Below are 23,852 nucleotides of genomic sequence, written 5' to 3'. Positions count from 1 at the left end.
GTTCTCTAGGGGGCTATAGAGCTATGCTAACTTAAATGTACCTGTAATTTCCTGAAGCTCCTGTGCCAGTATATTTAGAGATTGGGTTGAAGCTGAAATTTCCTCCATTGTAGCCAACTGCTCCTCAGAGGAAGCGGCAACCAACTGTGAGTTCCCAGCTGTTTCTTTGGAAATCCGCCCAAACTCAGAAACAGTAGCAGAGATCTCTTCGGAACTAGCTGACATCTCTTCTGCCAAAGCTGATACCTCTTGAATTTGATCGGTGACGTGCTGGATTTTGTTTACTATTTTCTGGAATGATTCACCTGCCTCGTGGACGACACTGATCCCAGATTGAACATTTTGGTTTACTTTACTCATCGTGCCTACGGCATGGTTCGTATTGTTTTGAATCTCGTGAACCAAGTGTGCAATCTGTTTTGCTGATTCCTCCGATTGTTCAGCAAGCTTTCTTACTTCATCAGCTACAACAGCAAAACCTCTTCCATTCTCTCCCGCTCTGGCAGCTTCAATCGCTGCGTTTAACGCCAATAAATTGGTCTGCGAGGCGATGCCGGTAATCACATCTACGATTTTGACAATCTCTTCAGAGCGTTCACCCAAGAATTTTATGACATTGGTTGAGGTATCTACAGCCTCCTTGATTGAGTCCATCTGCTCGACAGCTTCTCGAATCGAAGTATTCCCTTGGATCGCTTCCTCCGAAGCCTCTGTGGAGGAGACAGACACCGTATAGGCTGATTCAGCAACTTTTTGGATGCCTACTGCCATTTCTTCCACGGAATGCGCACTCTCCTCTGACCCGTGAAGCTGTTGCTCCGCGCCATTGGCTACTTCCTGAATCGCCGTTGTAATGACAGTAGTGGCTTCCGCTGTTTGTTCCGCGCTAGCTGCCAACTCTTCCGAGCTCCCTGCCAAGGAAAGGGCATTGTCGTTAATTTTGCTGACAACGGTACGCAGTCCAGCGATCATTTGATTAAAATCTTTGGTAAGTGTCCCAATTTCGTCCCTGGATTGATATTCTCCGAATACGGTTAGGTCGCCAGCTTGGGCCCGGCTCATCAGTTCCTGTATTTTTTTTACCGGTTTTGTAATCATATTGCTAATGACAACACCGATTACCGCTAGTAGAATAACAAACACGATGACAGCAACAAGCATGAAAGTAGCTTCAGTTTCGGCATTTTGCTTGTTTTCTGCATTGACCTTCCTTGTATCATCGCTCATGTAGTCCGAGAATTCCTTCATCACATCGAAGGTATCTTGCTGCACAGCGTGGACTTTTGTTAGGTAATACTGATACGCTTCCTCGTTCCTATTGGTTGTAGCAAGTTCTATTGTTTTATTTCGTTCAGTAACGTAAGCGTCATACAATCCCTTGAATTTCTTGAACAGCTCGCTTTTCTTCTGATCGAAAGCGATGTTGTCTAGATCGGCTATTACTTTTGCATTATCATTTTTCACTTGTTCAATATTGTCTATTAATTCTTTATTCCTTTTCTGGTCTGTGGTAACCATTAGTTCCATAAAATAAGAGGCATTGGTCTGCATATTGGTGCGGATCTTGCTAATCGACTCGACAGCATAAAAGTTTTCGTTATACAACGTTTCCGAGCTTTCGGCCACATCTCTTGTGGAAATGTACCCAACCCCTCCGACTGCGATCAACATCATTAATGCTAGGACAATAAGCGTAAAGATTTTGTAATACAACTTCAAATTTCGAAAGAACATTCGCTCTCACCTTTCTTATGAAAATACGATATGCTTGTTGTTTTCCGCTATTTTTGAAACTTTAAACATATTTCGTAGACTGCTAAAGTCGATAACACCGACGGATAGAAGCAAGGGCTGACCGAGGAGAGCACTTTTTTACCTGTTTAATGGTTACACAAGTATATGTACGGCAATCCCTGGAAAGAGCAGAGGTTTGCTTGGGATTGATTTGGGAAAAGAGGCGGTGATGATCCGCCTCTTTTTTGTTTTAAAGGATTTAATTTCACAAGCTACTCGTCTTATTCCATCTACGGATTCGCCATACGAGTCTATGACAAATAATAGCCGCCTAATCATACGGATATATGTAAGGTCATATGAAATATAGTATAGATTCACAAACGAAAAATCCGCCCAGAAATCTGAGCGGATTCGGCTGTCTAGAAAAACACAGTCAGGGGTGCTTTTTTATCATTTCTTGGACTTATCAATAGGTGAAATACCCCAATATATTTATTGGGAAAGATGAATTATTTATATACTTCACTGTGTATGTTCCAGGCTGAAGGCAAAAGTTTTTCTCATACGTGCCTATCCCAGTTATCCCGTCAAAGGAATAGATTTGCCCATTGTTCCCTAGCAGATTAACCGATGTGTTTAAAAACCCGCTATTTTGAAAATTTGCTGGAACTTGATTGACATTTAGCTTCCCACACACAGTTGAATTGATATTCACCTGAAAAGGGGCATCCTTCCAATAGCTGTTGGCTTCCAACCATTATGCCAAAAATTAAATAAATAATTTTGATTTGCCTGAACTTTATTTGGCTGATTAACCTTGTTTGCTTCATTTGATGCCGCTTGTGTTGAACTAGCTAGTGTAAATACCATCATTACTGCCATCAACTTTATAAATATATGTAGAAACGTTGTCCAGCTCGCTTCAAGTTTCGTAACTGGACAAAGAGTGGAATGTTACGCTCTCCCGTATTCGTCGATTTTATTTTAGATTGCTAGAAAATAACCCGTCCCTTTTTTGAGGAGACGGGTTTATTGAGTTGAAGAGGGGCGGGAAACCCCTCTTCATTTGTTTTATTAAATTCACATTCATGCCTAAACAGCCATATCATGATCAAAGGCATTTGCATAGTATGCACCACGTGCATTTTTTAGCCTTTATTGGTGTTTGGAGTGAAGCATTTCGATCAGGGAATGGCCGTCTGTATTCCTGTAAGAAAGGGTGAATCCAATTTGGCCTGCCCATTTTTTCAGCCATCAGTCGAATATAATACAGGAGGAACATCTCCTTCCAGCATTACTTCTGCTGATTTTAACAAAGACGGTCGCATAGACTTGGCCGTGGTGGATATTGGGTCCAATGATGTTTCCATTCTTCTGAACAATGGGTCCGGCGTATTTTCCGTATCACAAACGATACCCTTCAGTACTTTGTTTCCAGGGTCTGTACTAGGTCAAATTGCAGCAGCTGATTTCAATGGAGATGGTTCTAGCGATTTGGCTGTTACAGATCAATCTTCCAATAACCGCGTTTTTATCCTTTTCAATAACGGGGATGGCACTTTTGCTGCACCTGTAGCCTACAGTACTGGTGTGTTTCCTGTTGTTTCCGAATCCTTTGCTATTGCTATAGGTGACTTTGATGGGGTGAACGGTTTAGACTTAGCCATAGCAAATAGGGGCCAACTTGCAGGAACTAGTTTTATTACGGTCTTGTTGAATGATGGATCAGGTGTATTTAGCATGGCGCCAGGGAGTCCTTTTGACACGAACCCTGGATTGGCCCCAACTGATATTGTAGCTGCTGACTATAATGGAGATGGCAAGCTTGATCTGGCCACTGCCAATCGAGACACCAATGATGTAACCGTGTTTAGCGGGAATGGAAACGGCACGTTCCAAACTCCTGGTGTGAGTTTCTCTGTTCTTCCCGGTGGCTCATCCCCCAGTAGCCTTGTATCTGCTGACTTAAATGGTGATGGGGTTCCTGATATTGCTGTCGCAAATAACGCAACGAGTAATGTAACCGTCTTTCTAAACGATGGATTCGGTTCTTTTACAGAACCAATGGGAAGTCCCTTTTCCTTGGGAACGGATGCATTTCCTTTTGATATAGCAGCGGCTGACTTTAATTGTGATGGATTCATTGATTTAGCTACCCCGAATGAAGGCTCTGATAACGTTTCTGTCCTCATCAATGACGGGACGGGAGAGTTCTCGACTCCCTTTCAGTTCCCTACAGGAGCAGGTCCTTTCAGTATTACAGTAGCTGATTTTAACGGAGACGGAAGAGTTGACATCGCTACTGCAAACGAGGATTCGAGCAATGTTTCTGTTTTGCTCAATGGATGCGTGCAGCCACCAACCTGCCCACCTGACATGGTAGTACCCTGCCCTATCGTAAACTATCCAACACCTGTATCTCTTTGCCCGGGAGTTACCGTTACCTGTTTTCCGCCTTCAGGATCCCTTTTTCCTGTGGGAGATACTGATGTCACCTGTACGGCACAAGATATATTTGGCAATACGGAAGTATGTTCATTTACCATCACAGTTATGGACGAACCTCCCACCATCACTTGTCCTGAAGACATCACAGTCCTTGTTTTACCTGGGCAAACGTCCGCTACTGTTACCTATGAAGTCACTGCCACTGATATTTGTGGGGTAACCTCTATTACCTGTCATGGGATCACACGGTCCTTTTCTCCTCCTGCCCCAATTGCAGTTGCAACCTTTACCATGGACTTTCCTGTAGGAATGACGATGCTCACCTGCACAGCCAGAGATCAGTCAGGAAATATGGCCTCTTGCAGCTTTGTGGTTACCGTCACTTCTGGAGTCTCCAACAGTATTCAGCCAGAAATCATTCGAGTAAAAAAAGTGTATGATTGGGTAGTCTTTCAATCTAATTTTAGGCTCATACTGGATTTAAATCGTAGTCATGATGATCAAGGAAATCAAAAATGAACCCGTCTCCTTACAAAGGGACGGGTTTTCTTAGTTGTTTATGGCTTAATGGATACTGTTTCATTTCTTTAAGCGATATGGAACCGTAGCGATTTTTACATCTTGGCGGGCAAATAAATACGCGCGGATCAATAAACTTGTCTGGTTATGAAGTAAGTTATGCCACCAACGCTTGGTAATAAACTGCGGAATCATGACAGTAACATGATCCGTTTCTGCCTTTTTCCACTCAACCGTGTCAATAAACTTAAACAAAGGTCTTATGATACTGCGATAATGTGAACGCAGGACAATCAAACGTACTCCGGGATTCCAAAGATCCCATTTTTCCTCCATTTTTTCATGTCTTCATCACTGAACCCGACGTAGACAGCGATAATGTCATCTGAAAATGATTGCGCATAACTAATGGTGTTTTTCACCACCTGCGAAATCCCTGCCACAGGAATAACGATTACACTCCCTTTGGGTTCGGGTTTGTCTGTTTCCATATCAAGTCGTAACTCATTTGCTAAATCTCTATAATGCTGATTGATCTTCCTAAAGATGAAAATGACAATAGGAAGGAAAATAAAAATCGGCCAAACCTGAGAGAGTTTTGTAATCAAAAAGATGAGGCAAATGGTAAGGGGCGTTAGCATTCCTAACGTATTGATAACAAAAGGTAGTAGCCACAGGGATTAAGTTTTCCGTTTCTCCTTTAAAAACAATCACTAATAGTGCTGAAAGAATAGCCAAGAAAATAATTCCGTTTAAAACCCAAGACGATCTCCCCGAACCATGAACATATTTGGCATAAATCTGTCTCTGGCTAACATAAAGGCGAGTAAAGGAAAGGCTGCAAAAGCAGTATTAGCGGCCAGGAATAAAATAAGGGCTGTAACAGCCTGAATCGAGTAATACACGATTCCTCGTCCAAAAACAGCAGAAGCAATTTGAGATACCACCGTTTCCTTTGGATTCGGTGAAATACCAAACAAATAAGCCAACAGGCTAATGCCCATGAACATAACACCGAGGATAAGTCCCATTATGATTAGCGTTAATGCTGCATTTTTCGGTGCTGGGTCCCTGAAGTTGGGAATCGCATTGGATACGGCTTCTACCCCTGTTAATGCCGAACACCCTGAACTAAACGCTCTCAATAGCAGGAATAAAGTTATTCCCGGAACAACTGCCCCATATTCTGGGGGATGAGCTCGAACATTTCCAGCCAACCATTGAAAACCGCCGCCAATAATTAAGACGAGGATAGCGACAACAAACGAACGCAAATTTAATATCGTAACGATTGCAATCATGAACAAGGCAAGTAGAACGCGATGTTCATGAAGCACTGGAAATGCCGAAGTAATAGCGTCTGTAGAAGCAGACGTACTAACAGCAACCGTTAGAATGTAGTCCACGAGCAAAGAGCCACCTGCAACCAGTCCAGTAGTGGTTCCTACATTGTCCTTTGCGACAATGTATGCTCCACCACCTGTTGTATAAGCAAAGATGGTTTGACGGTAAGACAAAATGAGTATGGTTAAAAGACCAACAACCGCAATGGAAATGGGGATAGAAAAGAGCATCAGATGAAAGAACCGCCAAAGCTTTTACTTTATTTAACTTTTCTTCGGCAAGTTCACTTGATTTCATAGGTCTACCGAGTAAAAATCGCTTGAATTCTGAGATCATGTGTATTCCCCTATCTGACATTTCTCGTTAGTTTTCCCACAGCTACAAAAAAATGAGTCCATTTCTTTGTTTCCCATGGATTGGCAACTATGTAAGTGGGTAGGCTAAAAAAAACGGGTTCTTGTCCTTTAGCTTCATGCTTTTGGACAAAACCCGTTGCAATCATGTAATTAGAGTCTTTTACAGGAATGACTCCTCGGAACAAGTCATTCACAGAATACGTTGAAACAATCGAAAATCGGATGGACTGCACCCTGCCATACGGTAAAGTCTCAGATAACTGTACGCGTATTTATAAAAATGGCCATGTCTGCTTTCAGCTAACGCCTGTTCCCAGTAAGAAGGTTCTAATGGATTCAACTCGTTTGCCGTAATTGCCGACTCAGATTCAACCCGATTTTCCTCGAGTGTATTTGCATAAGCCAAGAGGTTGATTCTTGCGTAAAAGGCCGGATCGAGATTGTCGTGTACATCATGGCGATAAGCTTGTTTCATTTCTACAATGGCGTGACCATGCGTAAGGATATGCCCCAACTGCATATCGCCTTTCTCCATTTGCACCGGTCTCTGAAAGTTATGGAGTAAGTCAAGCACAGTCTCCGGAGTCAGCTGTAATCTTACACCAGTATATGGTACGCCGTCAGGATCAATGATGATATTCTCTCCATTCACAGTAACAAAACCAGGACCTGATGCTTCGAAGTTTCCAACAATTTTCCCCATGGCATCAAACAATTCGGCAGTTGCCGGAATAGCGGAACGAGAGAGCATGCTCAGCAAATAGAACGTGTAAATCACGTCATGACCAAGCGCATGGCATGTTTGGTTCTTTTGGACAAGCAGTCTCATCATTTGAGCAGGAAAGTCCTCGTATTCGTTGTTTGCCCGATACTGCTGTTCGTTTGCATGTTCTTCCACAATTTTATCAAGATTTTTACGAATCAACTCTTCCAACTTGGCAGGTACAAGTTTTTCTTCCAAGAGTTCAGTCAAGGCGATAACTGCACACGCCCAATGTCCTTCCCACATATTGCTTTGTGACGATTCGATCATTTTTTGGCAAGCCCATTTCCTATAGAAATCGATATCCAAATCAATCACCTCTCAATCTGATAGAGCTTATTCTTTAAAAGAAGGAACCTGAATACATGATGATAGAATAATACAAATACCATAATGTCAAAACTAAAAATTGACATGACACCAACTAGATGAGAGGTGTTCCTTGATGACAACAAGTAAAACGAATCCTAAGGTTGATGAATTTTTAAGCAAGGCGAAAATGTGGAAGGCTGAATACGAGAAGTTGAGAAGTATTGTCCTTGACTGTGAGCTGACTGAAGATTTTAAGTGGATGCATCCTTGTTACACGTTTGAGAAAAAAAACATCGTTTTAATACATGGATTTAAAGAATATTGTGCGCTACTGTTTCAAAAAGGTGCCTTGTTAAAAGATCCAAATGGGATTCTCATTCAACAAACGGAGAATGTACAGGCCGCGCGCCAAATCCGGTTCACCAATGTGGACGAAATCATGGAAATGGAAGCTATTTTGAAGGCCTATGTTCAGGAAGCCATTGAAGTTGAAAAAGCTGGCTTGGAAGTGAGCCTGAAAAAGCATGAAGAATACATCATTCCTGAAGAATTGCAAAAGAAAATGGATGAAATCCTTACCTTGAAAACTGCTTTTGAAGCATTGACTCCGGGACGGCAAAGAGCCTACATTCTTCATTTTTCAGCACCCAAACAAGCCAAAACGCGTGAATCAAGGGTTGAAAAATGCATGCAGCAAATTCTCGATGGAAAGGGATTAAATGATTAGTATATTTGATGAGGAAATGGTGAAGAAGAGGCGGGAGAACCGCCTCTTTTTTGTTTTTGTATTCGTTTCAGTCCTCTATCAGGAATAGTATACTTTTTCTATTTTATATAATGTCTGCTCGATGGTTAGGCAGAGATCGGCATCTTCTTTGTAAAATTTCAAACGAAAGTACAAGCTCTTCAAAAAATTCTTTATATTGATTTTTTGTTTAAAGGCAGGCAGAAATTCGGAACTCTTATCTACATCTCCAAAACTTTGAATCCATTGCTCTACATAACTTTGGCTAAGCATTTTTCTATTCAGAATACTAACAATGGCTGTTACCATTCTCTCATCTTCCCCATCGGAGTAAATTCGATCGGTTATGGTCATCTTTTCGTAAACCAAATCGAGGATGGTTATGAGGGCACTTTTATCCAACTCGGAACATTGAGCTAAATCATCTAATGCATCCGCTGCATGGGCTATGGCATGAGCCCAACCTTTTTCTTCATCATATCCTCGGTAATCTCGCTCTTCACGTACGTTGAAAAATACTTTCTCTTTTATCGCATGGATGTTCTCTCTGGAGAGAAAGGGTGATTCTCTATGCCGCATGAGGAGTAGGGGGATGACTAGCATAGAGAAAGAGCGGGTAAAGACAGAGTCTGTATTTGTTTCACCAAGCTTAAAAAGCAAATGGTTTTTATCTAGAATGATTGGTATCAGTTGTTCTAGTTCGTTTGCAGTTAGAGAATTACCAGGAATCCAATGTGATAAGGTTGTATAAATGTGCTCCCACTCTTTATTCTTCGAACTGACTTTGTGGCTTTACTTAGTGATTATTGTCATTTTAGATTTCGACATAAATAGGTTATCAACCTCCAAAACATGAGCAGTTCTGACTGTGGTGGGGTGAGATGTAGCAGTACGAGCACGCACAGGGATCCTAGGATACTCACCTTTTGCAAAAAAAATAAGAAGAGGACCGAACCTTTTTCCGAAAGAGAGACAATATAGTGTGTAAGCTTACTCAGGAGGGCCCTCTGAATGGAAAATGAAGAGATGTATCAATTACTTATAAAAATGAAAGAGGGTGATGAACAGGCATTTCATACGATGTATGATGCCACCTTTCAGGACGTATACCGGACCGTCTCCTTTCTGGTGGATCAAAAGCAGGATCGGGAAGATGTCATGAATGAAATCTATATGCAAATGTGGACCTCACTTGCTAATTACGATACGAACCGTCCTTTCCAGTTCTGGCTGCATGGCCTGGTAATCCGTCAAGTGCAGAGATTTCGGGTCAAGAGCTGGAGGAGATTCCGCATTTTTGAACGCGTCCGTGCCTACTCCCACGAAGAGTCTTATTGGGATGAACATACTGCGTTGATGGATGGTACAAACCAAATGATATCCCAGTCCATACGAAGACTGACCGACAAACAGCGGACAGTGATTATCTTCCGCTTTTATCACGACTATACTCTTGAGGAAATTGCGACTTTGCTCGATATTCCGCTGGGTACAGTCAAGTCCAGATATCATGCTGGCCTCCAGGCGCTTAGAAAAACCTTAGGGAGTCTCCCCCTGGAAAGGATGGAAAAGATCAATGACTATTGAACGCAAAATCCGTGAACATCTGCACGAAGAGGCAGAAACGATGGAGTGTCCGCCGGCCATTTCCAAACGTATAGAACAATCCTATTCTCACTATTTGCAACGAAAAAGGAGCGAAATAACGATGAAAAAACGTTTAATTGGTGGATTAGTTGCTGCTGCGATTTTGATTCCAACCGCAGCATTTGCGGCCCCTGTTGTGATTGACATGCTTACTCGAGCACCAATGACTTCTGAACAAGTCAAGCTGGATGAGGTTGGTAAGGCAACACTTGAGAAGCTGTATGCTGCAATTCCCGAAACAAAATCGTTTGAGATTATTGATGCAAGCTACCTTGGAGACCCCAATGATTCAACCAAAAAGGTCCAACTAAGCATCGTCTTGCAGGAAAAAGGGGGAACTGGCAAAAAGATTACCCTCCATACAAACGGTATTACGGATGAGATTCAAGACCTGACGCAAGAGAATTGGGAGCCTAAGGAGAAGCCACTCATTACTTTGCCCGATCAGGAAATCAAGGCGAAGGTGGATCATCTCATTGATAAATTGTATGGCAACATCAAAGATTATGAGGCTGCCATGGAGCAAATGGACAATCCAAATCAGAAAACATTTATCTTGAATTACACGAAGAAGGGATCAGAGGGAGAGGGTTACCAAGCATTTGTTCAAGGTAATACGATTAGTCTTTCTCCGTTAGCTCCTGCACCATCAAACAAGGAAGTAGAAGGGTTCTTCTCTTTAAATGGTAAGCCTGATTATACTGCTGATTACTTCTTAAACGATGAAAAACTGTTTTCTTTACTAAAAATGAGCCCGACAGAGTTAAAAGAAGAACTAGCAAAAGGGAAATCTGTTGTGGAGGTTGCAGCATCGAAAAATATCTCGAAACAACAAGTAATTGATGTGATTGCAAGAACACAGGCTGAAGGACAGCTTCAAGATGGAAAAAATAAAGTAACGATCAGCGATGATTTACTGAAACAAATGATGAAAGAAGTTGAACCAAAAGTCGTACACATAATTGAACACAAAACGGAAACGGAATGGTAGAAATAGCAAGTCAAGGTGGAGGAAAAAGAGGCGGGAAACCGTCTCTTTTTCTGTTTTACAAAATATGTATATTGATATAAAGTTAACAAAGAATGGAAAAATATCAATGTGATGAAATCCGTAATCATCCGATGAAATCAATGGGAATAGATAGAGGAGGAACATGTGTATGAAGCAAAGGAGTACAAAAGGATTTTGGAAACGATTGTCGATTCTCTTGCTTTCATCCTTACTCGTACTAGGCAATATTGCAGATGAGAGTACACTGGTACAGGCGGCAGCTGAACAAAAATCAGAAAAGATTCTTTCAGAACAAGAGGCTATTGAATACGCCAAGAAATGGGTGACTATTCCCGAAGGTTATGAGTATGGATATGGAGAATACATCGAACCGCATGATGACTTTACACCTTATGCGGGATGGGGCCTTGGTTGGCATCATTCAGATAAATCAAGTATCGGCTATAAAATTCATCCTGTCTCAGGGAACCTGTTAAAATATCTATATCATGACAATCACAGCGAAGCCCCAGGCCCTGCTACAATGAATAGAAAGCAGATCGCTCTTGAGGGAGTAATGCAGTTTCTCACAAAAGTCATTCCTCCTGAAGAACGTGCGAAGCTAACAGAGCCAGATGAAGTCGATTACAAGAGCGACGGTACGTACTATTTTAAATTTCAGAGAGTAGAGAATGGTATTCCTTTTATGGATAATTGGATCGCTGTAACCGCGCGAGGAGACGGAAAGGTTCTGCGATTCAATCGATTATGGTATGAGGGAGAGTTGCCTGACGCAAGCCAAATCATATCGGAAAAGGAAGCGCGCGAGCTGTTGGAACAAAAAACGGAGCCAACCATGTATTATAAGAGTTTTTACGGTGAAGATCATAAGCAGAAATACATGTTGGTCTACGATTACCTACCAACCGATCCGCAAATGGTAGATGCGATCTCAGGCGTGATGATCGATGGCAAAGGGGCGGTGGCGAAACCAAAGCAACCGATCAAGATTTTGAAGGAAATGCCCTCTGCTTCAGCTCCAAAGGCTGGGAGTCAGAAAGACGGAGGTTTTACCCGCGAGCAAGCGGAGGCAAGCGCAATCCATCTCCTGCAAACGACGCTCCGTGATCAGTTGGCAGATATTTATATGCTTGAACCACAGCCGTATGATGGAGGTCTGAGGGGGAAGGAGACGAATTGGCGGGACTATAAAGTGCATTTTGGATGGTTGAAAAATGGTCTTCTGATTAAGGACGCAAGATTTGAAGTAGCTGTCAACCCGTACTCAGGCAACAGTATTATAGGGGATGATGAGCTCCCCTCGCCAGTGATTCTTGACAATAACATGCAGCGAGTAGACCTCGCCTTTGCGAAAAAAACGGAGCAAGCCGCAAAAAAATCGCTCGAACTCTACTACTTGCTACCGGATATAGACTTTAACGAGGTAGAGCAACCAAAACCGCGGCTTGTTTACCGCCTCAGCGGAGATAAAGGAGTTGTCGACGCACACACAGGAAAATGGATCAGTTTTTTAAAACGTGAAGAAAGCAAATGAGCAATCGCGAATGAAAAAAACGGCTGTCAGAGGTTAGTCTTACAACTAACCTTCTGCCAGCCGTTTTTTCTATTTTGCCTACTGAGTGATTCCCAGCATTTGTTTCATATCTTCTTGGGCATCACCAATCAATTGGATATGGAACAAGTCTTGTAGTACTTGCAGAACACCGGGCTGAATGAACTCAGGCAATTTTGGACCGATCCGTATATCTTGTATCCCCAGGCTAAACAGACCGAGCAGGATGGCGACCGCTTTTTGTTCAAACCAGGAAAGAACGATACTTACCGGCAGCTCGTTCACTTCACATTCGAAGGCATCGGCTAATGCAGCTGCAATCGTAATGGTAGAAACCGAGTTATTGCACTGTCCCAAATCGATATACCTTGGGATGTCGGTACCTGGCACGATGCCGAAATCTACATCGTTAAAACGGAATTTTCCGCAGGAGGTAGTAAGAATGACTGCTTCTAGCGGTAAGGACGTAGCCAATTCACGATAATACTCGCCTCCCTTGCCAGGAGCGTCACAACCAGCGATGACGAAGAAGCGTTTGATCTTTCCTTCCTTGACTGCCTGAATGATTTCAGGGGCGATGCCGAGGACCGTTTTGTGATGATACCCGGTCGTCAATGTCAGTTCCGATTCGATGGAAGCCTCAGGAAGAGACAATGCTTTTTCAATGAGTGGCGCAAAATCGTTATCTACAATTTTCGTCACGTTCTCCAATCCGGTTATATCATACGAAAAGAAACGATCGGCGTAGCTGCCTCGAATGGGCATCACACAGTTTGTTGTAGCCAGTATGGCGCCGGGAAATTTCTCGAACAATTGACGTTGATCGTACCATGCTTTCCCGATGTTTCCTTTCAAATGAGGATATTTCTTCAGTTCGGGATAGCCATGTGCAGGCAGCATTTCGGAATGCGTATACACATTGATTCCTTTACCTTCTGTCTGTTTTAACAGCTCTTCGAGAGCAAACAGATTGTGCCCCGTAACAATGACGCACTTTCCTTCTATTTTATTTTGCGAGACTGTGATTGGCTGCGGGACTCCGAAATGATCCGTATGAGCCCGATCCAAAAGCTCCATGACTTTGATGGCGGCTTTGCCTACTTTCATGGCCATTTGCAAATGTTCATCCAAGTTAAAATTCACATTCGTCAATGTAAAATAGAGAGCTTCCTGTGTAATCCCATCTACTTCAGGATCGATATAGCCTAGTTGACGAGCATGTGTTGCATAAGCGGCAATTCCTTTTAAAGCAAAAATAATGGTATCCTGAATACTCGCAAGATCTTCATTCTTTCCGCAAACGCCGATGACCTTACAACCACCTGATGGAGTCTGTTCACATTGATAACAAAACATGTATAATCCACTCCTTCGATTCAAGATTTCGCTTTGATTATAAGCGGATTGCCTGGAAGGAGGCTGTGATTAAAATCACAACGGGAAAAAACATTGCCTCTTATCATAGTGGATGAAGAAGATTTCCCAAGTGAGGGGTGTTGTTTATGGTACGAAAATGGCAGTTGCCGTTACAGACGTTGAGTCTTACGGTCGGTTTCATGGTATGGGTCATTCTGTCATCGCTCATGCCTTTTATCAAAGAAACCGTACCCATGAGTGCAAGCGAGGTGGCGTGGGTGACAGCGATTCCAGTCTTGCTGGGATCGTTGCTGAGAATCCCCGTAGGATATTGGAGTAACCGATTTGGCGCGAGAATATTATTTAGCATAAGCTTTCTCTTGCTGCTGGCTCCTGTTTTTTATATTAGCCAGGCGACCACTTATACAGATTTGTTAATAGGCGGGCTATTTTTGGGGATAGGTGGAGCGGTGTTTTCCGTTGGTGTCACGTCTCTCCCTAAATACTATCCGAAAGAGAAGCATGGTTCTATAAACGGAATCTACGGTATGGGGAATATTGGTACAGCGATAACCACTTTTGCAGCGCCAGTTCTGGCTAAATCGTTTGGATGGGCAAGTACTGTACAGATGTTTCTGTTATTGCTTGCGGGATTCGCTGTACTTACCTTCTTGATGGGGGATAAAAATGAACCGAAGGTAGTGACTCCTCTTGGTCAGCAGATCAAGAGTGTCTACAAAAACGAAAAGCTATGGTTAATCAGTTTGTTTTACTTTATTACATTTGGTTGCTTCGTCGCTTTCACCGTGTATCTCCCGAATTTTTTAGTGAGCCATTTCCAATTGGATAAAGTAGATGCAGGTATGAGAACAGCAGGGTTCATTCTTTTGGCGACACTGGCGAGACCATTGGGAGGATGGCTAGGTGATAGGTGGAACCCCTTCAAGGCATTGATGATTGTGTTTGCCGGGCTCGCCTTGTCTGGTATTGTCTTATCGTTTTCGCCATCGATTTTCATGTACTCGGTAGGGTGCTTGTTGGTAGCGATATGTGCCGGAATTGGTAACGGTGCCGTGTTCAAATTAGTGCCGATGTATTTCTCGCGACAAGCGGGGATTGTAAATGGGATCGTATCTGCCATGGGGGGATTAGGAGGATTTTTCCCGCCGTTGATCTTAACGCTGCTGTTTAATCTGACGGGGCATTACGCGATCGGTTTCATGGCGCTATCGCAGTTTGCACTGGCAAGCTTGGTCTTGGTGATGTGGATGTTTTATCAAGAAAAGCTGCAGCTCGCCGCCACCATTATGGAAAAGACGGGAGAGGCGATACTGATTACCGATACACGCGGAGTCATAAAAAGTGCGAACCATGCTTTTACGAAAGTGACCGGTTATGAGATGAATGAGGTGATTGGCAAGTCACCCAATATTTTAAAATCAGGCAGACAGGGTGCCGACTTCTATCAAAAGATGTGGGACTCGATCAAGAAGAATGGCTATTGGCAAGGAGAGATCTGGAATCGCCGGAAGAATGGGGATCAGTATCTCCAATGGTTAACGATCAGCGCGATTCTGGACGATGCAGGAGACGTCGAGTACTATGCGGGCATGTTCAGCGAGCTTGCGGAGCAAAGACATGGATAAAGAAGCTTGAATCACTTATGAAAAAAGTCTTGGACGGACAAGTCCAGGACTTTTTTCGTGTAGATATGTATGTAGAGTTTGCTCACATTTGGCAAATATCAGGAGGGCAGTCATCACAAAAAATGGCTTCTTTTAAATAGGCAAGGTCTTTAATCAAGATAAACCCCTGAGGAAGCAGATCAATGGTGTCCTGTTTTTTCAGATCGGAAAGCATCCGGTTGACACTTTCTCGTGTCAGACCAATGAATTGTGCCAAATCACGATTGGTAAGGGAAAGATCGATGAGGATTCCTTCGGGGTGTGGCTTGCCGTACGTGTTACTCATGCGGATTAGCGTTGAATACAAGGCGCCGATTTTGCCATTGAGTAGCAAATCACGAAATTTAGACTGCATCCGTCTGTTCATCAATCCCATCCAACGCAGGAAGTCTACGCAAAATTGACCGTTTTTGATGAGCATTTTTTCCAACCCTTGTCGCGGGATGATCCATATCTCACCCTCCATCAACATGGTGCCTGTGGAGGTGTACGTCAATTCCTGTTCGAAGAGCCCGGAGACGCCGACTAGCTCTCCTGCACCAAACACTTGCAGAGTAAGTTCTTTTCCATCGTTCGTGTTTTTTGTGAGCTTAATTTGGCCCGACGAAATTAAGAATAGCTGATCGGCTCTTTCACCATCCAAAAACAGAACGGCTCCGGGAACGAAATTTTTCCTAACAGAAAACGTTTCAAGGCTATTCACAAAATCGGAAGAAATCTGCTGTACAAACGTTGTGCCATTTCCGGTCATGTGGTCCCTCCTACAACAAGGATACAAAGGTAACTCATTATATCATCTGAAATTGATGGTTTGGGAAGAGGAAATCGTCCTGATTGTGGCAAGGGTGTGAGGTAAATCACAACCTGGGTTACGAGCCATTGCTACAATGACCTCAAGCGAAAGGAAAAAATGAGCAGCAGCAGGGAGGGTGTTGTATGAACTATCTATTTGCTTCCAAGGTGGCGAAGCGTGCTTTTATCATCATTGCTTGCTTGTTCGTCCTAAGTTACGTGGGAACACGTTTTTTCACGCATATTGATCTGGCGCTTTACGGCTATATGGTGGGGACTCTTGTCTTTATTGGAGGCTTCCTATACCGATTTTCTGCGTGGGGAGATCGCCCGCCAACGAATGTCATTTTGAAAAAGGGGCTACGACTTCTCTTTCGTAAAAGCACGGCGAATACAACGGTAGATCATCTGGCCATCTATCGCTTTATTTGGAATCGGGGATGGTACCGCTGGACACAGCACATTTTGCTGGGATGGGGATGCATCTTGGCCGCGTTTGTCACCTTTCCGTTAGTTTTTGGCTGGATGTATTTCACGATGACGGACAACGGCTACTATCAGGTCGTGTTCATGGGTGTGGATGTTCTGACCGTACAAGCGGATGGCTGGGTTGCCTTTCTCTTTTACAACGCACTGAACATTACTGCTTTTATGGTCATCGGTGGAGCAGTCATGGCATTGTATCGCAGATTCAAAAACATGCAGGCACGGGCTGAACAATCCTTTGTCTACGACTTTTTACCTTTATACCTGCTACTGTTTATCAGTGTGACAGGCTTGATGTTAACCGCAAGCAACATGTTCTTAGGGGGCTTTGGGCACCCGGTCATATCCGTCACACATCAATTCGCAGTGATTGTGACCTTGATTTATCTGCCATTCGGAAAACTGGCTCACATACCGTTCCGCCCGATGAGTGTGTTTGCACGTAATTATCGCGAACACTATGGCGAGCAGGGAATGAAAAAGTGCAAAGTGTGCAGCAATGAGTTTGTTTCTGCGGAACAGTCGGCAGATGTGATCAATGTACTGGGTAAAAACGAAATGGCTTTTCAAATGGAAGAAGGATTCCACTTGGCTGAACTTTGCTTGCCGTGCCGCAGAAAATACCGGATGTTCCGTTTCACAGGAGTTCCTACGCACGAGATCAATGCCAGGGAGGCAAATCAACATGCCAAAGGATAAATTTTTTAAAGTGATTGAAAATAAGATACATCCGAACGAGAAATTGGTCAGCACGCACTGCTGCTACTGCGGTATGCAATGCGGGATGAACCTGCGTGTAGATACAACGACGAACAAGATTATCGGCGTGGAGCCACGGTACGATTTCCCTGTCAATCTGGGTAAGATGTGCCCAAAAGGGGTGACGGCTTATCAGCAGGTGAACCATCCAGATCGGATACAGCGGCCGTTGATTCGAACAGATGCATCTTTAAAAGGCACGGCGGAAGGATTTCGGGAAGCGTCATGGGAGGAAGCACTAGACTTGATCGTTTCCAGGTTCAAGGAATTGCAACACAACTATGGCAAAGATACTTTGTCTGTTTACTCTGGCGTTTCCATGACGAACGAAAAATGCTACCTCACAGGTAAGTTTGCACGGGTCGCCTTGCAAACCCGCTATATCGACTACAATGGCCGCTTTTGTATGTCCTCCGCTGCGGCAGGATTGAATCGAAGCTTGGGGATTGATCGCGGTTCTACCGTTCCCTGGACGGATATTCATCAAACAGACTGCTTGTTTTTGGCCGGTTCAAACGCGGCAGAGTGTCATCCAACCAGCATGTTTCGTATTTGGGAAGTGCAAAATCGAGGCGGTTATCTGATCGTAGCCGATCCACGGGAAACGCCTTTGGCACGTCGAGCTGATATCCACCTGGATCTGCGGCCCGGTACAGATTTGGCATTGGCAAACGGAATCGTTCATCTCCTGATCAAGAATGGGCATATGGATGAAGACTTTATTCGAAATCATACGAATGGTTTTGAAGAAACAAAAGAAGTGGTTGCTACCTTCACACCGGAGTCTGTCAGCGAAATAACAGGGGTTTCGGTGGAGAAGATTGTGCGGGCTGCCGACATTTTCGGGAGGGCACCCGATGCGATTGTGATGTTTTGCCGTGGTGTGGAACAGCAGTCGAAAGGGACGGACAACGTATCGGCCTATACCAACATGTCGCTCGTCACAGGAAAGATTGGCCGTCCAAAATCAGGTGTTGCAACCCTTACTGGTCAAGGGAACGGTCAGGGGGGGCGGGAACACGGGCAAAAAGCCGATCAATTGCCTGGCTACCGCAAGCTCGACAATCCTGAACATGTGCGTGAAATAGCATGTGCCTGGGGCATTTCCCCGGAAGAGATGCCGCAGAAAGGTGTCTCTGCCTATGAGATGTTCCAGCTGATGAAGGATAAAACGATTCGCAGCTTATACTTACTCTGCTCCAATCCGGTTGTAAGTGCGCCAAATCTAAACCATGTTCGAGAATCCCTGAAAAGTCTGGATTTTATGGTTTGCTGCGACTTTTACTTGTCCGAATCAGCTGAATACGCCGATGTCGTTCTTCCTGTTACGACTTGGGCAGAAGACGATGGAACGACTACCAATCTCGAAGGTCGCATCATTCGTCATCGTCAGGCACAGGAATGGTTTGCCGAATCCAAGCCTGACTGGTGGATTCAAATAGAAATCGCCAAAAGAATGGGGCGCGGACAATACTTTACGCACTTGAAGTCTCCCGAGGATATTTTCAATGAAATACGTCAGGTCTCCAAAGGCGGAATAGCTGACTACTACGGGGTCACCTACGAGAAAATTGATCAAAACAATGGTGTTTTCTGGCCGTGCCGCGAGGAGGGCGACGAGGGACAGCCCCATTTATTCCTGGATAAAAAATTTTATCACCCGGATGGCAAAGCCAAAATATGTGCGCTGCCTTACCGTCCGCCAGCGGAGGAGCCGGATGAAGAATATCCTTTGCGGCTAACGACGGGACGAGTTGTGTTCCACTATTTGTCCGGGAACCAGACAAGACGAATCCCGTTTTTGACGGACATGTATCCAGATCCTCTGCTAGAGGTTCATCCAAAGACAGCGACTCGTTATGGCATTGAACACGATGAGATGGTCACTCTGAAAACGAGAAGGGGCGAGGCTCAGTACCGTGTGAAAGTGATCGAGGCCATTCGAGAGGATACGGTGTTCGTTCCGTACCACTGGGGAAAAGCGGAGTCTATCAACCTGCTGACCAACCCAGCATTGGATCCTTACAGCAAAATGCCCGAGTTTAAAGCTTGCGCCGCGAAAATCATCAAGCACAAACATGGAGGAGTTCGCCATGGGTAAACAAGTCTTATACATCGAAATGGACAATTGCATCGGTTGTCGAAGCTGCTTGGCGGCGTGTACACAGTGTGGAGGTCACGACAACCGAAACCGAAACTACGTACTGGATGTGGACCCGTTTATCAACAGACAAACGATTCCTCTCATGTGCTTCCATTGTGTTAATCCTGCTTGTGCCCGCAGCTGTCCTGCTCAGGCGATTCAAATCGCAGATAATGGGGCCGTATTGTCAGCTTTGGTAGAGAAATGCATCGGTTGTCAAAATTGTACGATTGCCTGCCCCTATGGAATTCCCAAATTTGATGAAGAACAGAATCTCATGTACAAGTGCGATCTATGCTACGACCGTACGAAAGAGGGAATCCCGCCGATGTGCGCTTCGGTTTGCCCGACAAACACCTTGCAGTGGATTGAGGAAGCAGAGCTGGAAGAAAAACGGGCACAGATTCCTTTGGCCAATGGCAAATGGACTGCCAGCCACGACCCGGATGTACTGGAAGGCGAAACCAATGTGAAAATTAGCCTGCCTGGCATTCTGCAGGGCAAACAGAAGCTATTCTAGAGGGGAGAAATACCTTATGGAGAACGAGAAAACCCGCCCAATTCCGTTGAAGGATGACAATTATACACATAACATCAATCGTTCCAATGAGCGTAGTCTGGATCGACGGAGTTTTATGAAAACAATGGTAGGAGCAGCCGGGCTTTTCGCGGCATCTACTCTACCATGGGGGGCATTAGCTGCCAAGGAGCTGATGAGTTCATCCAGCAAGTCGTATCCCACACAAAAAATCGCGAATCTCAGCGATATAAAACCCGGAGATGCGATCGAGTTTGCTTATCCAGGAGAGCATGACAGCGCGTTGTTCGTATATGTGAAGGAAAAAGAATACAAGGCGTATCAAAATGCATGTACCCACCTGCGTTGTCCGGTATTTTGGGACCGAGATGAGAAAGAGCTGCTATGTCCTTGCCATCATGGGAAATTTGATATCGCCACAGGTAAGCCGCTCGCTGGTCCCCCAAGAAGACCACTTCCGGAAATTGTGCTTCAAGAGAAAGATGGAGCCGTATACGCTGTAGGGGTGAAGAGATATGAAGAGCAGCTATAGAGGTGTCATCCTATTAGTATTGATCTTGTTCGCCAGCATTGCTTGCACCCAGTACACAGTCAATATGTATTTTGCACAGCGATATATGGAGGTGCTATTGCTCAGCGGTGCAACGGTAGTGTTGTTCCCACTGGCATGGATGGTATTTAGAAAAGACCAGCGGGATCGAAGAGAACAAGGGAAATAATCTGGGGAAGGGAGTGTGATCAGTGACCATGAATCCTAGTAAGAGAACGATTGTCGAGCTTCACCAAGAGCTGCCTGCCTTGGTGGATAAAAAGATGGGGATACTCATTCAAGATTTGGCGGATAATGCCGAACCACACAGTCCAGCTCTCTTGGAAAGGCAGCTGGCAAAATGGGAGATCACGGAGGATGAGGAGCATCTGCGGCTCTATTTTAATCCTTGCCAGTTTGTGGCGATTCCCATCCAGAATGGACCGGTTGTTTTTTCGCAAGAGGATGACTGTATTCAAATGGTTGCTAGGGACAATCGGGGACAGCTAGCGTATCGCATTTCTTTTGGTAACTAACTCCCACTAGTAGATGGAGGGATTGTAATGGGACCACCGCCTATAGGATGTATGGGGATGATGCAGGAGTTTGAAGGGAGAAGGAAGCTGTGTCCAGCTCTGGAAAAATTGAAAGAGGAGCACCTATCATTAGCTGAGCAGATGAATGAGCTCGTACATCTAGCAAATAACCTGAAATCTACAGCAGAACCTACTAGAAGAAAAAAAGGCTTAACAGAGCTTCATGAGCTGGCGTCCTCGTTTCGGGCAGAACTGGAGAAACACTCCAGACGCGAGGAGGAAGACCTGTATCCCCTGATGGCTAACTATATCGAACGGGAGATGGGACCGATTGCTGCCATGGAGGAAGAGCATGATCTCATTCATGAAAGCCTGATGTCGTTCATGCGAATCGTAGAAAAGGAAAAGTCTGAACCTGTTGAAGTAGAAGCTGTCCACACACATTTGCTGAAGTCAGTAGAAATACTCATGGAACATTTCTTTAAAGAAGAGAGTGTGCTGTTCCCGATGGCAGAATATGTATTGAGTGACGCAGAGAAAGAGCAGTTGCGAGTACTGTTTCAAGAGTAAAAATCATGTAGCCCTCCTACTGAAAAAGTGGGGGGGGTGATTTCATTTTCCAATTATTTTCTTTTGAGGGGAAATGTGCATATTTCTACTGTCATTTGTCGGTTTCAATCGGATGAAACTGATCATTTACTAGTAGGGATTAAATAGAGAAGGGGGTGTTTTAAGTGCCGATTATAAAACCTTATCTAACCTCATTGAGATTTACGTCCACGATGAGTGCTGGAACTGGTACTGGTGCAACGTTTGCCATTGCGGCAACTGCATTTACCACTGACACTGGCGCTGCTGCGACAGCATTTCCTAGTACGTTTGCTTTTTACAATCTCTACGTCAATGGAGTGCTTCAGGCAGGTAATACTTCCACAATCACAACGACAGCGATCACGATCCCAGATGGAAATGCCGAAAACGGTGGTACACCCGTAGTTGTAGAATTTGTCGTTAACTAAGGTGAATAGGTTGGTGGCCCCAGGTGGATGAAATGTGCCTGGGGTTCACTCATGTGTGTAAATCGGAGTGAACGGTCGAAGCACTTCGAGAAAGGACGAGTGATTTCATGAGGCGAAATGTCACACAGTCATACACAGTGAGGAGACAGTGTCTGCAAATCGTCCCGCCATTAGGTTGTCCCGGGATTTTTCCAGTAAAACCCTCCCCAACTTGTCCTCCCTGTCCCCCATGTCCATGTACTCCTGGTTTAATACGAACAGAAACCTATCAGTATACGGCCATTTCAGATGGAGTCAAAAACATGTATACCAACAGTGATGCTGTCATGCACTTCAGTACTTCTGGCATTCTGGACCCGAATGAAGTTTCTGTTGTGAATCTATTCATCAATGGAATGCTACAGCCCCCCAATTTATATGTTATCCAACCGGGAGTTTTGATTCTGAGTGACATTCCTGTACAAGGAGTTCCTCTTATTCTTCAGTTCATTAAGATGATTGTTTCATAAATGGTTGCTTCCATAATGGGAAAAGGTCATGTCATACATACATGTCATTTTCCTTGATCGGCTCGACAGACTGGGGAGGTTTGATGGCGTACACGGCGCACGCGGTGAAGGGTAGGCGAATATCATGGCGATATCGACTGAATCCGTACAGGAGGTATTTTTATGTATCCGAGATACCCATATTACAGTTACAAAACTACTTGCGAAGAGACTCCCCTCACGTTTCCGCCGCAGCATCAGGATCGACAACCGGGGATGGAATACTTGATGGTCCCGACCGATTTTCGATAATCCTGACTATATCGGAAGCGGAAAGCTTCGGGGAAAGGTAGCGATCATAACTGGTGGAGACAGTGGGATTGGCCGTGCTGTAGCCGTTGCGTTTGCGAAGGAGGGGGCAGTTGTAGCGATTCCTTATTTGGATGAGCACATCGACGCCGAGGAGACCAAGCAAGTCGTTGAATATTACGGAGGGCAATGTTTGCTGCTGCCGGGAGACTTGCGCGACGAGGATTGGTGTCGGGAGGTTGTACGCCAAGCGGTTGCCTGTTTCGGCAAATTGGATGTGCTTGTCTTGAATCAAGGTGTACAGTTTCCACAATCTAGCATCCTCGATATAAGCCGCGAGCAACTGGAAGACACGTTTCGCACCAACCTTTTTCCCCATTTTTACATCACACAAGAGGCGTTGCCGCATTTGCAGCCAGGCAGTTCCATCATTAATACGGCATCGGTTACTGCCTATGCTGGTCATCCGCATTTGGTTGATTATTCAGCAACCAAAGGGGCTATCGTCTCCTTTACCCGCTCGCTGTCCCTTCAATTGGTCAAGCAAGGTATCAGGGTGAATGCAGTTGCTCCCGGCCCAATCTGGACGCCGCTGCAAGTATCCAGCTATTCCGCAGAGTACATCACGACTTTGGGTGTCGACACACCGATGCGTCGCGCAGGGCAGCCGTTTGAGCTCGCTCCGACCTATGTTTACCTGGCCTCGGATGATTCGGGATATGTCACGGGCCAGGTATTGCATGTTAATGGTGGAACGATGACAGAGACATAGCGGTG

20 protein-coding genes and 2 pseudogenes are annotated in these 23,852 nt (G+C 44.6%); 16 read left to right on the top strand and 6 right to left on the bottom strand.

Translation table 11 applies throughout. The annotated features are described in order from the left end of the window. Positions 1–21: 21 nt before the first annotated feature. Entirely contained in the window at positions 22–1,734 is a 1,713-nt protein-coding gene (locus C7R92_RS26195) for a methyl-accepting chemotaxis protein (RefSeq protein WP_106836165.1), read from the bottom strand. Positions 1,735–2,907: 1,173 nt separating this feature from the next. Between C7R92_RS26195 and C7R92_RS26185 the strand changes: the two genes are divergently transcribed. Beyond that, positions 2,908–4,704, top strand: coding sequence for an FG-GAP-like repeat-containing protein (locus tag C7R92_RS26185; protein ID WP_244195833.1), 1,797 nt, complete (start codon positions 2,908–2,910; stop codon positions 4,702–4,704). 60 nt (positions 4,705–4,764) lie between these two features. Here C7R92_RS26185 and C7R92_RS26180 read toward each other — a convergent pair. Both C7R92_RS26180 and C7R92_RS26175 read right to left on the bottom strand, forming a co-directional pair. Continuing rightward, positions 4,765–6,384 (bottom strand): annotated as a pseudogene (locus C7R92_RS26180) (APC family permease). A gap of 210 nt (positions 6,385–6,594) precedes the next feature. Beyond that, entirely contained in the window at positions 6,595–7,485 is an 891-nt protein-coding gene (locus C7R92_RS26175; protein ID WP_244195832.1) for a hypothetical protein, read from the bottom strand. A gap of 127 nt (positions 7,486–7,612) precedes the next feature. On the opposite strand from C7R92_RS26175, the gene C7R92_RS26170 reads away from it, so the two are divergent. Next, entirely contained in the window at positions 7,613–8,206 is a 594-nt protein-coding gene (locus tag C7R92_RS26170) for a YdeI/OmpD-associated family protein (RefSeq protein WP_106836163.1), read from the top strand. Between the two features lie 78 nt (positions 8,207–8,284). On the opposite strand, the gene C7R92_RS26165 is transcribed toward C7R92_RS26170, so the two are convergent. Beyond that, positions 8,285–8,884 carry a DUF2785 domain-containing protein gene (locus C7R92_RS26165; RefSeq protein WP_244195831.1) on the bottom strand — a complete coding sequence of 200 codons (600 nt, stop codon included), beginning with the start codon at positions 8,882–8,884 and terminating at the stop codon, positions 8,285–8,287. A 351-nt stretch (positions 8,885–9,235) separates the two neighbouring features. Here C7R92_RS26165 and C7R92_RS26160 point away from each other — a divergent pair, with 351 nt between their 5' ends. From C7R92_RS26160 to C7R92_RS26150, 3 genes are all read left to right on the top strand, one after another. Continuing rightward, the gene (locus C7R92_RS26160; RefSeq protein WP_106836162.1) at positions 9,236–9,811 is read left to right on the top strand and encodes a sigma-70 family RNA polymerase sigma factor; all 576 of its coding nucleotides are present in this window, start codon (positions 9,236–9,238) and stop codon (positions 9,809–9,811) included. Beyond that, positions 9,801–10,862, top strand: a complete 1,062-nt coding sequence (locus tag C7R92_RS26155) for a hypothetical protein (RefSeq protein WP_106836161.1) — start codon at positions 9,801–9,803, stop codon at positions 10,860–10,862. The genes C7R92_RS26160 and C7R92_RS26155 overlap by 11 nt, the downstream gene beginning before the upstream one ends. Positions 10,863–11,031: 169 nt before the next feature. Beyond that, positions 11,032–12,417: a YcdB/YcdC domain-containing protein gene (locus C7R92_RS26150; RefSeq protein ID WP_106836160.1), complete on the top strand. Its 1,386-nt coding sequence runs from the start codon at positions 11,032–11,034 to the stop codon at positions 12,415–12,417. Positions 12,418–12,495: 78 nt separating this feature from the next. Here C7R92_RS26150 and hcp read toward each other — a convergent pair whose 3' ends face one another. Beyond that, on the bottom strand, positions 12,496–13,791 hold the full coding sequence (hcp, locus tag C7R92_RS26145) for a hydroxylamine reductase (RefSeq protein WP_106836159.1): 1,296 nt from the start codon (positions 13,789–13,791) through the stop codon (positions 12,496–12,498). Positions 13,792–13,937: 146 nt separating this feature from the next. Here hcp and C7R92_RS26140 point away from each other — a divergent pair, with 146 nt between their 5' ends. After that, positions 13,938–15,437: a nitrate/nitrite transporter gene (locus C7R92_RS26140; protein ID WP_106836158.1), complete on the top strand. Its 1,500-nt coding sequence runs from the start codon at positions 13,938–13,940 to the stop codon at positions 15,435–15,437. An 82-nt stretch (positions 15,438–15,519) separates the two neighbouring features. Here C7R92_RS26140 and C7R92_RS26135 read toward each other — a convergent pair whose 3' ends face one another. Next, entirely contained in the window at positions 15,520–16,227 is a 708-nt protein-coding gene (locus tag C7R92_RS26135; RefSeq protein ID WP_017251308.1) for a Crp/Fnr family transcriptional regulator, read from the bottom strand. Positions 16,228–16,412: 185 nt separating this feature from the next. On the opposite strand from C7R92_RS26135, the gene C7R92_RS26130 reads away from it, so the two are divergent. The 10 genes and pseudogenes from C7R92_RS26130 to C7R92_RS26085 all read left to right on the top strand — a co-directional run bounded on the left by C7R92_RS26130 (position 16,413) and on the right by C7R92_RS26085 (position 23,847). After that, complete coding sequence (locus C7R92_RS26130) at positions 16,413–17,453, top strand: hypothetical protein (RefSeq protein WP_106836157.1); 1,041 nt, start codon at positions 16,413–16,415, stop codon at positions 17,451–17,453. Further along, complete coding sequence (locus C7R92_RS26125; protein ID WP_106836156.1) at positions 17,440–19,614, top strand: molybdopterin oxidoreductase family protein; 2,175 nt, start codon at positions 17,440–17,442, stop codon at positions 19,612–19,614. Before C7R92_RS26130 ends, C7R92_RS26125 begins: the two co-directional genes overlap by 14 nt. Beyond that, a complete protein-coding gene (locus C7R92_RS26120) occupies positions 19,607–20,176 on the top strand; it encodes a 4Fe-4S dicluster domain-containing protein (RefSeq protein ID WP_017251305.1) in 570 nt (189 codons plus the stop codon). Before C7R92_RS26125 ends, C7R92_RS26120 begins: the two co-directional genes overlap by 8 nt. 16 nt (positions 20,177–20,192) lie before the next feature. Further along, positions 20,193–20,726 carry a Rieske (2Fe-2S) protein gene (locus C7R92_RS26115; protein WP_069848604.1) on the top strand — a complete coding sequence of 178 codons (534 nt, stop codon included), beginning with the start codon at positions 20,193–20,195 and terminating at the stop codon, positions 20,724–20,726. Further along, positions 20,710–20,913: a hypothetical protein gene (locus C7R92_RS26110; protein WP_069848601.1), complete on the top strand. Its 204-nt coding sequence runs from the start codon at positions 20,710–20,712 to the stop codon at positions 20,911–20,913. Before C7R92_RS26115 ends, C7R92_RS26110 begins: the two co-directional genes overlap by 17 nt. A 28-nt stretch (positions 20,914–20,941) precedes the next feature. Continuing rightward, a complete protein-coding gene (locus C7R92_RS26105; protein ID WP_069849126.1) occupies positions 20,942–21,259 on the top strand; it encodes a hypothetical protein in 318 nt (105 codons plus the stop codon). A gap of 57 nt (positions 21,260–21,316) precedes the next feature. Then, positions 21,317–21,829, top strand: a complete 513-nt coding sequence (locus C7R92_RS26100; protein ID WP_244195830.1) for a hemerythrin domain-containing protein — start codon at positions 21,317–21,319, stop codon at positions 21,827–21,829. 164 nt (positions 21,830–21,993) lie between these two features. Continuing rightward, positions 21,994–22,278 (top strand): DUF4183 domain-containing protein, encoded by a 285-nt coding sequence (locus tag C7R92_RS26095; RefSeq protein WP_069848597.1) that lies wholly within the window; start codon positions 21,994–21,996, stop codon positions 22,276–22,278. A gap of 107 nt (positions 22,279–22,385) precedes the next feature. Beyond that, positions 22,386–22,787: a DUF4183 domain-containing protein gene (locus C7R92_RS33190; RefSeq protein ID WP_069848595.1), complete on the top strand. Its 402-nt coding sequence runs from the start codon at positions 22,386–22,388 to the stop codon at positions 22,785–22,787. A 162-nt stretch (positions 22,788–22,949) separates the two neighbouring features. Continuing rightward, positions 22,950–23,847, top strand: a pseudogene (locus tag C7R92_RS26085) (SDR family oxidoreductase). The last annotated feature ends 5 nt before the right edge of the window (positions 23,848–23,852 follow it).

This window comes from Brevibacillus porteri (assembly GCF_003013475.1).
GTDB lineage: Bacteria > Bacillota > Bacilli > Brevibacillales > Brevibacillaceae > Brevibacillus > Brevibacillus porteri.
The sequence above is the reverse complement of the archived record's forward strand: the minus strand, read 5'-3'. Positions and strand labels throughout refer to the sequence as shown.

Coding starts and splice junctions, on each gene's coding strand:
- C7R92_RS33190 (WP_069848595.1), top strand. CDS start 22,386: ATGAGGCGAAATGTCACACAGTCATACACAGTGAGGAGACAGTGTCTG.
- C7R92_RS26125 (WP_106836156.1), top strand. CDS start 17,440: ATGCCAAAGGATAAATTTTTTAAAGTGATTGAAAATAAGATACATCCG.
- C7R92_RS26120 (WP_017251305.1), top strand. CDS start 19,607: ATGGGTAAACAAGTCTTATACATCGAAATGGACAATTGCATCGGTTGT.
- C7R92_RS26100 (WP_244195830.1), top strand. CDS start 21,317: ATGATGCAGGAGTTTGAAGGGAGAAGGAAGCTGTGTCCAGCTCTGGAA.
- C7R92_RS26135 (WP_017251308.1), bottom strand. CDS start 16,227: ATGACCGGAAATGGCACAACGTTTGTACAGCAGATTTCTTCCGATTTT.
- C7R92_RS26155 (WP_106836161.1), top strand. CDS start 9,801: ATGACTATTGAACGCAAAATCCGTGAACATCTGCACGAAGAGGCAGAA.
- C7R92_RS26160 (WP_106836162.1), top strand. CDS start 9,236: ATGGAAAATGAAGAGATGTATCAATTACTTATAAAAATGAAAGAGGGT.
- C7R92_RS26170 (WP_106836163.1), top strand. CDS start 7,613: ATGACAACAAGTAAAACGAATCCTAAGGTTGATGAATTTTTAAGCAAG.
- C7R92_RS26115 (WP_069848604.1), top strand. CDS start 20,193: ATGGAGAACGAGAAAACCCGCCCAATTCCGTTGAAGGATGACAATTAT.
- hcp (WP_106836159.1), bottom strand. CDS start 13,791: ATGTTTTGTTATCAATGTGAACAGACTCCATCAGGTGGTTGTAAGGTC.
- C7R92_RS26140 (WP_106836158.1), top strand. CDS start 13,938: ATGGTACGAAAATGGCAGTTGCCGTTACAGACGTTGAGTCTTACGGTC.
- C7R92_RS26195 (WP_106836165.1), bottom strand. CDS start 1,734: ATGTTCTTTCGAAATTTGAAGTTGTATTACAAAATCTTTACGCTTATT.
- C7R92_RS26105 (WP_069849126.1), top strand. CDS start 20,942: ATGAATCCTAGTAAGAGAACGATTGTCGAGCTTCACCAAGAGCTGCCT.
- C7R92_RS26110 (WP_069848601.1), top strand. CDS start 20,710: ATGAAGAGCAGCTATAGAGGTGTCATCCTATTAGTATTGATCTTGTTC.
- C7R92_RS26130 (WP_106836157.1), top strand. CDS start 16,413: ATGAACTATCTATTTGCTTCCAAGGTGGCGAAGCGTGCTTTTATCATC.
- C7R92_RS26150 (WP_106836160.1), top strand. CDS start 11,032: ATGAAGCAAAGGAGTACAAAAGGATTTTGGAAACGATTGTCGATTCTC.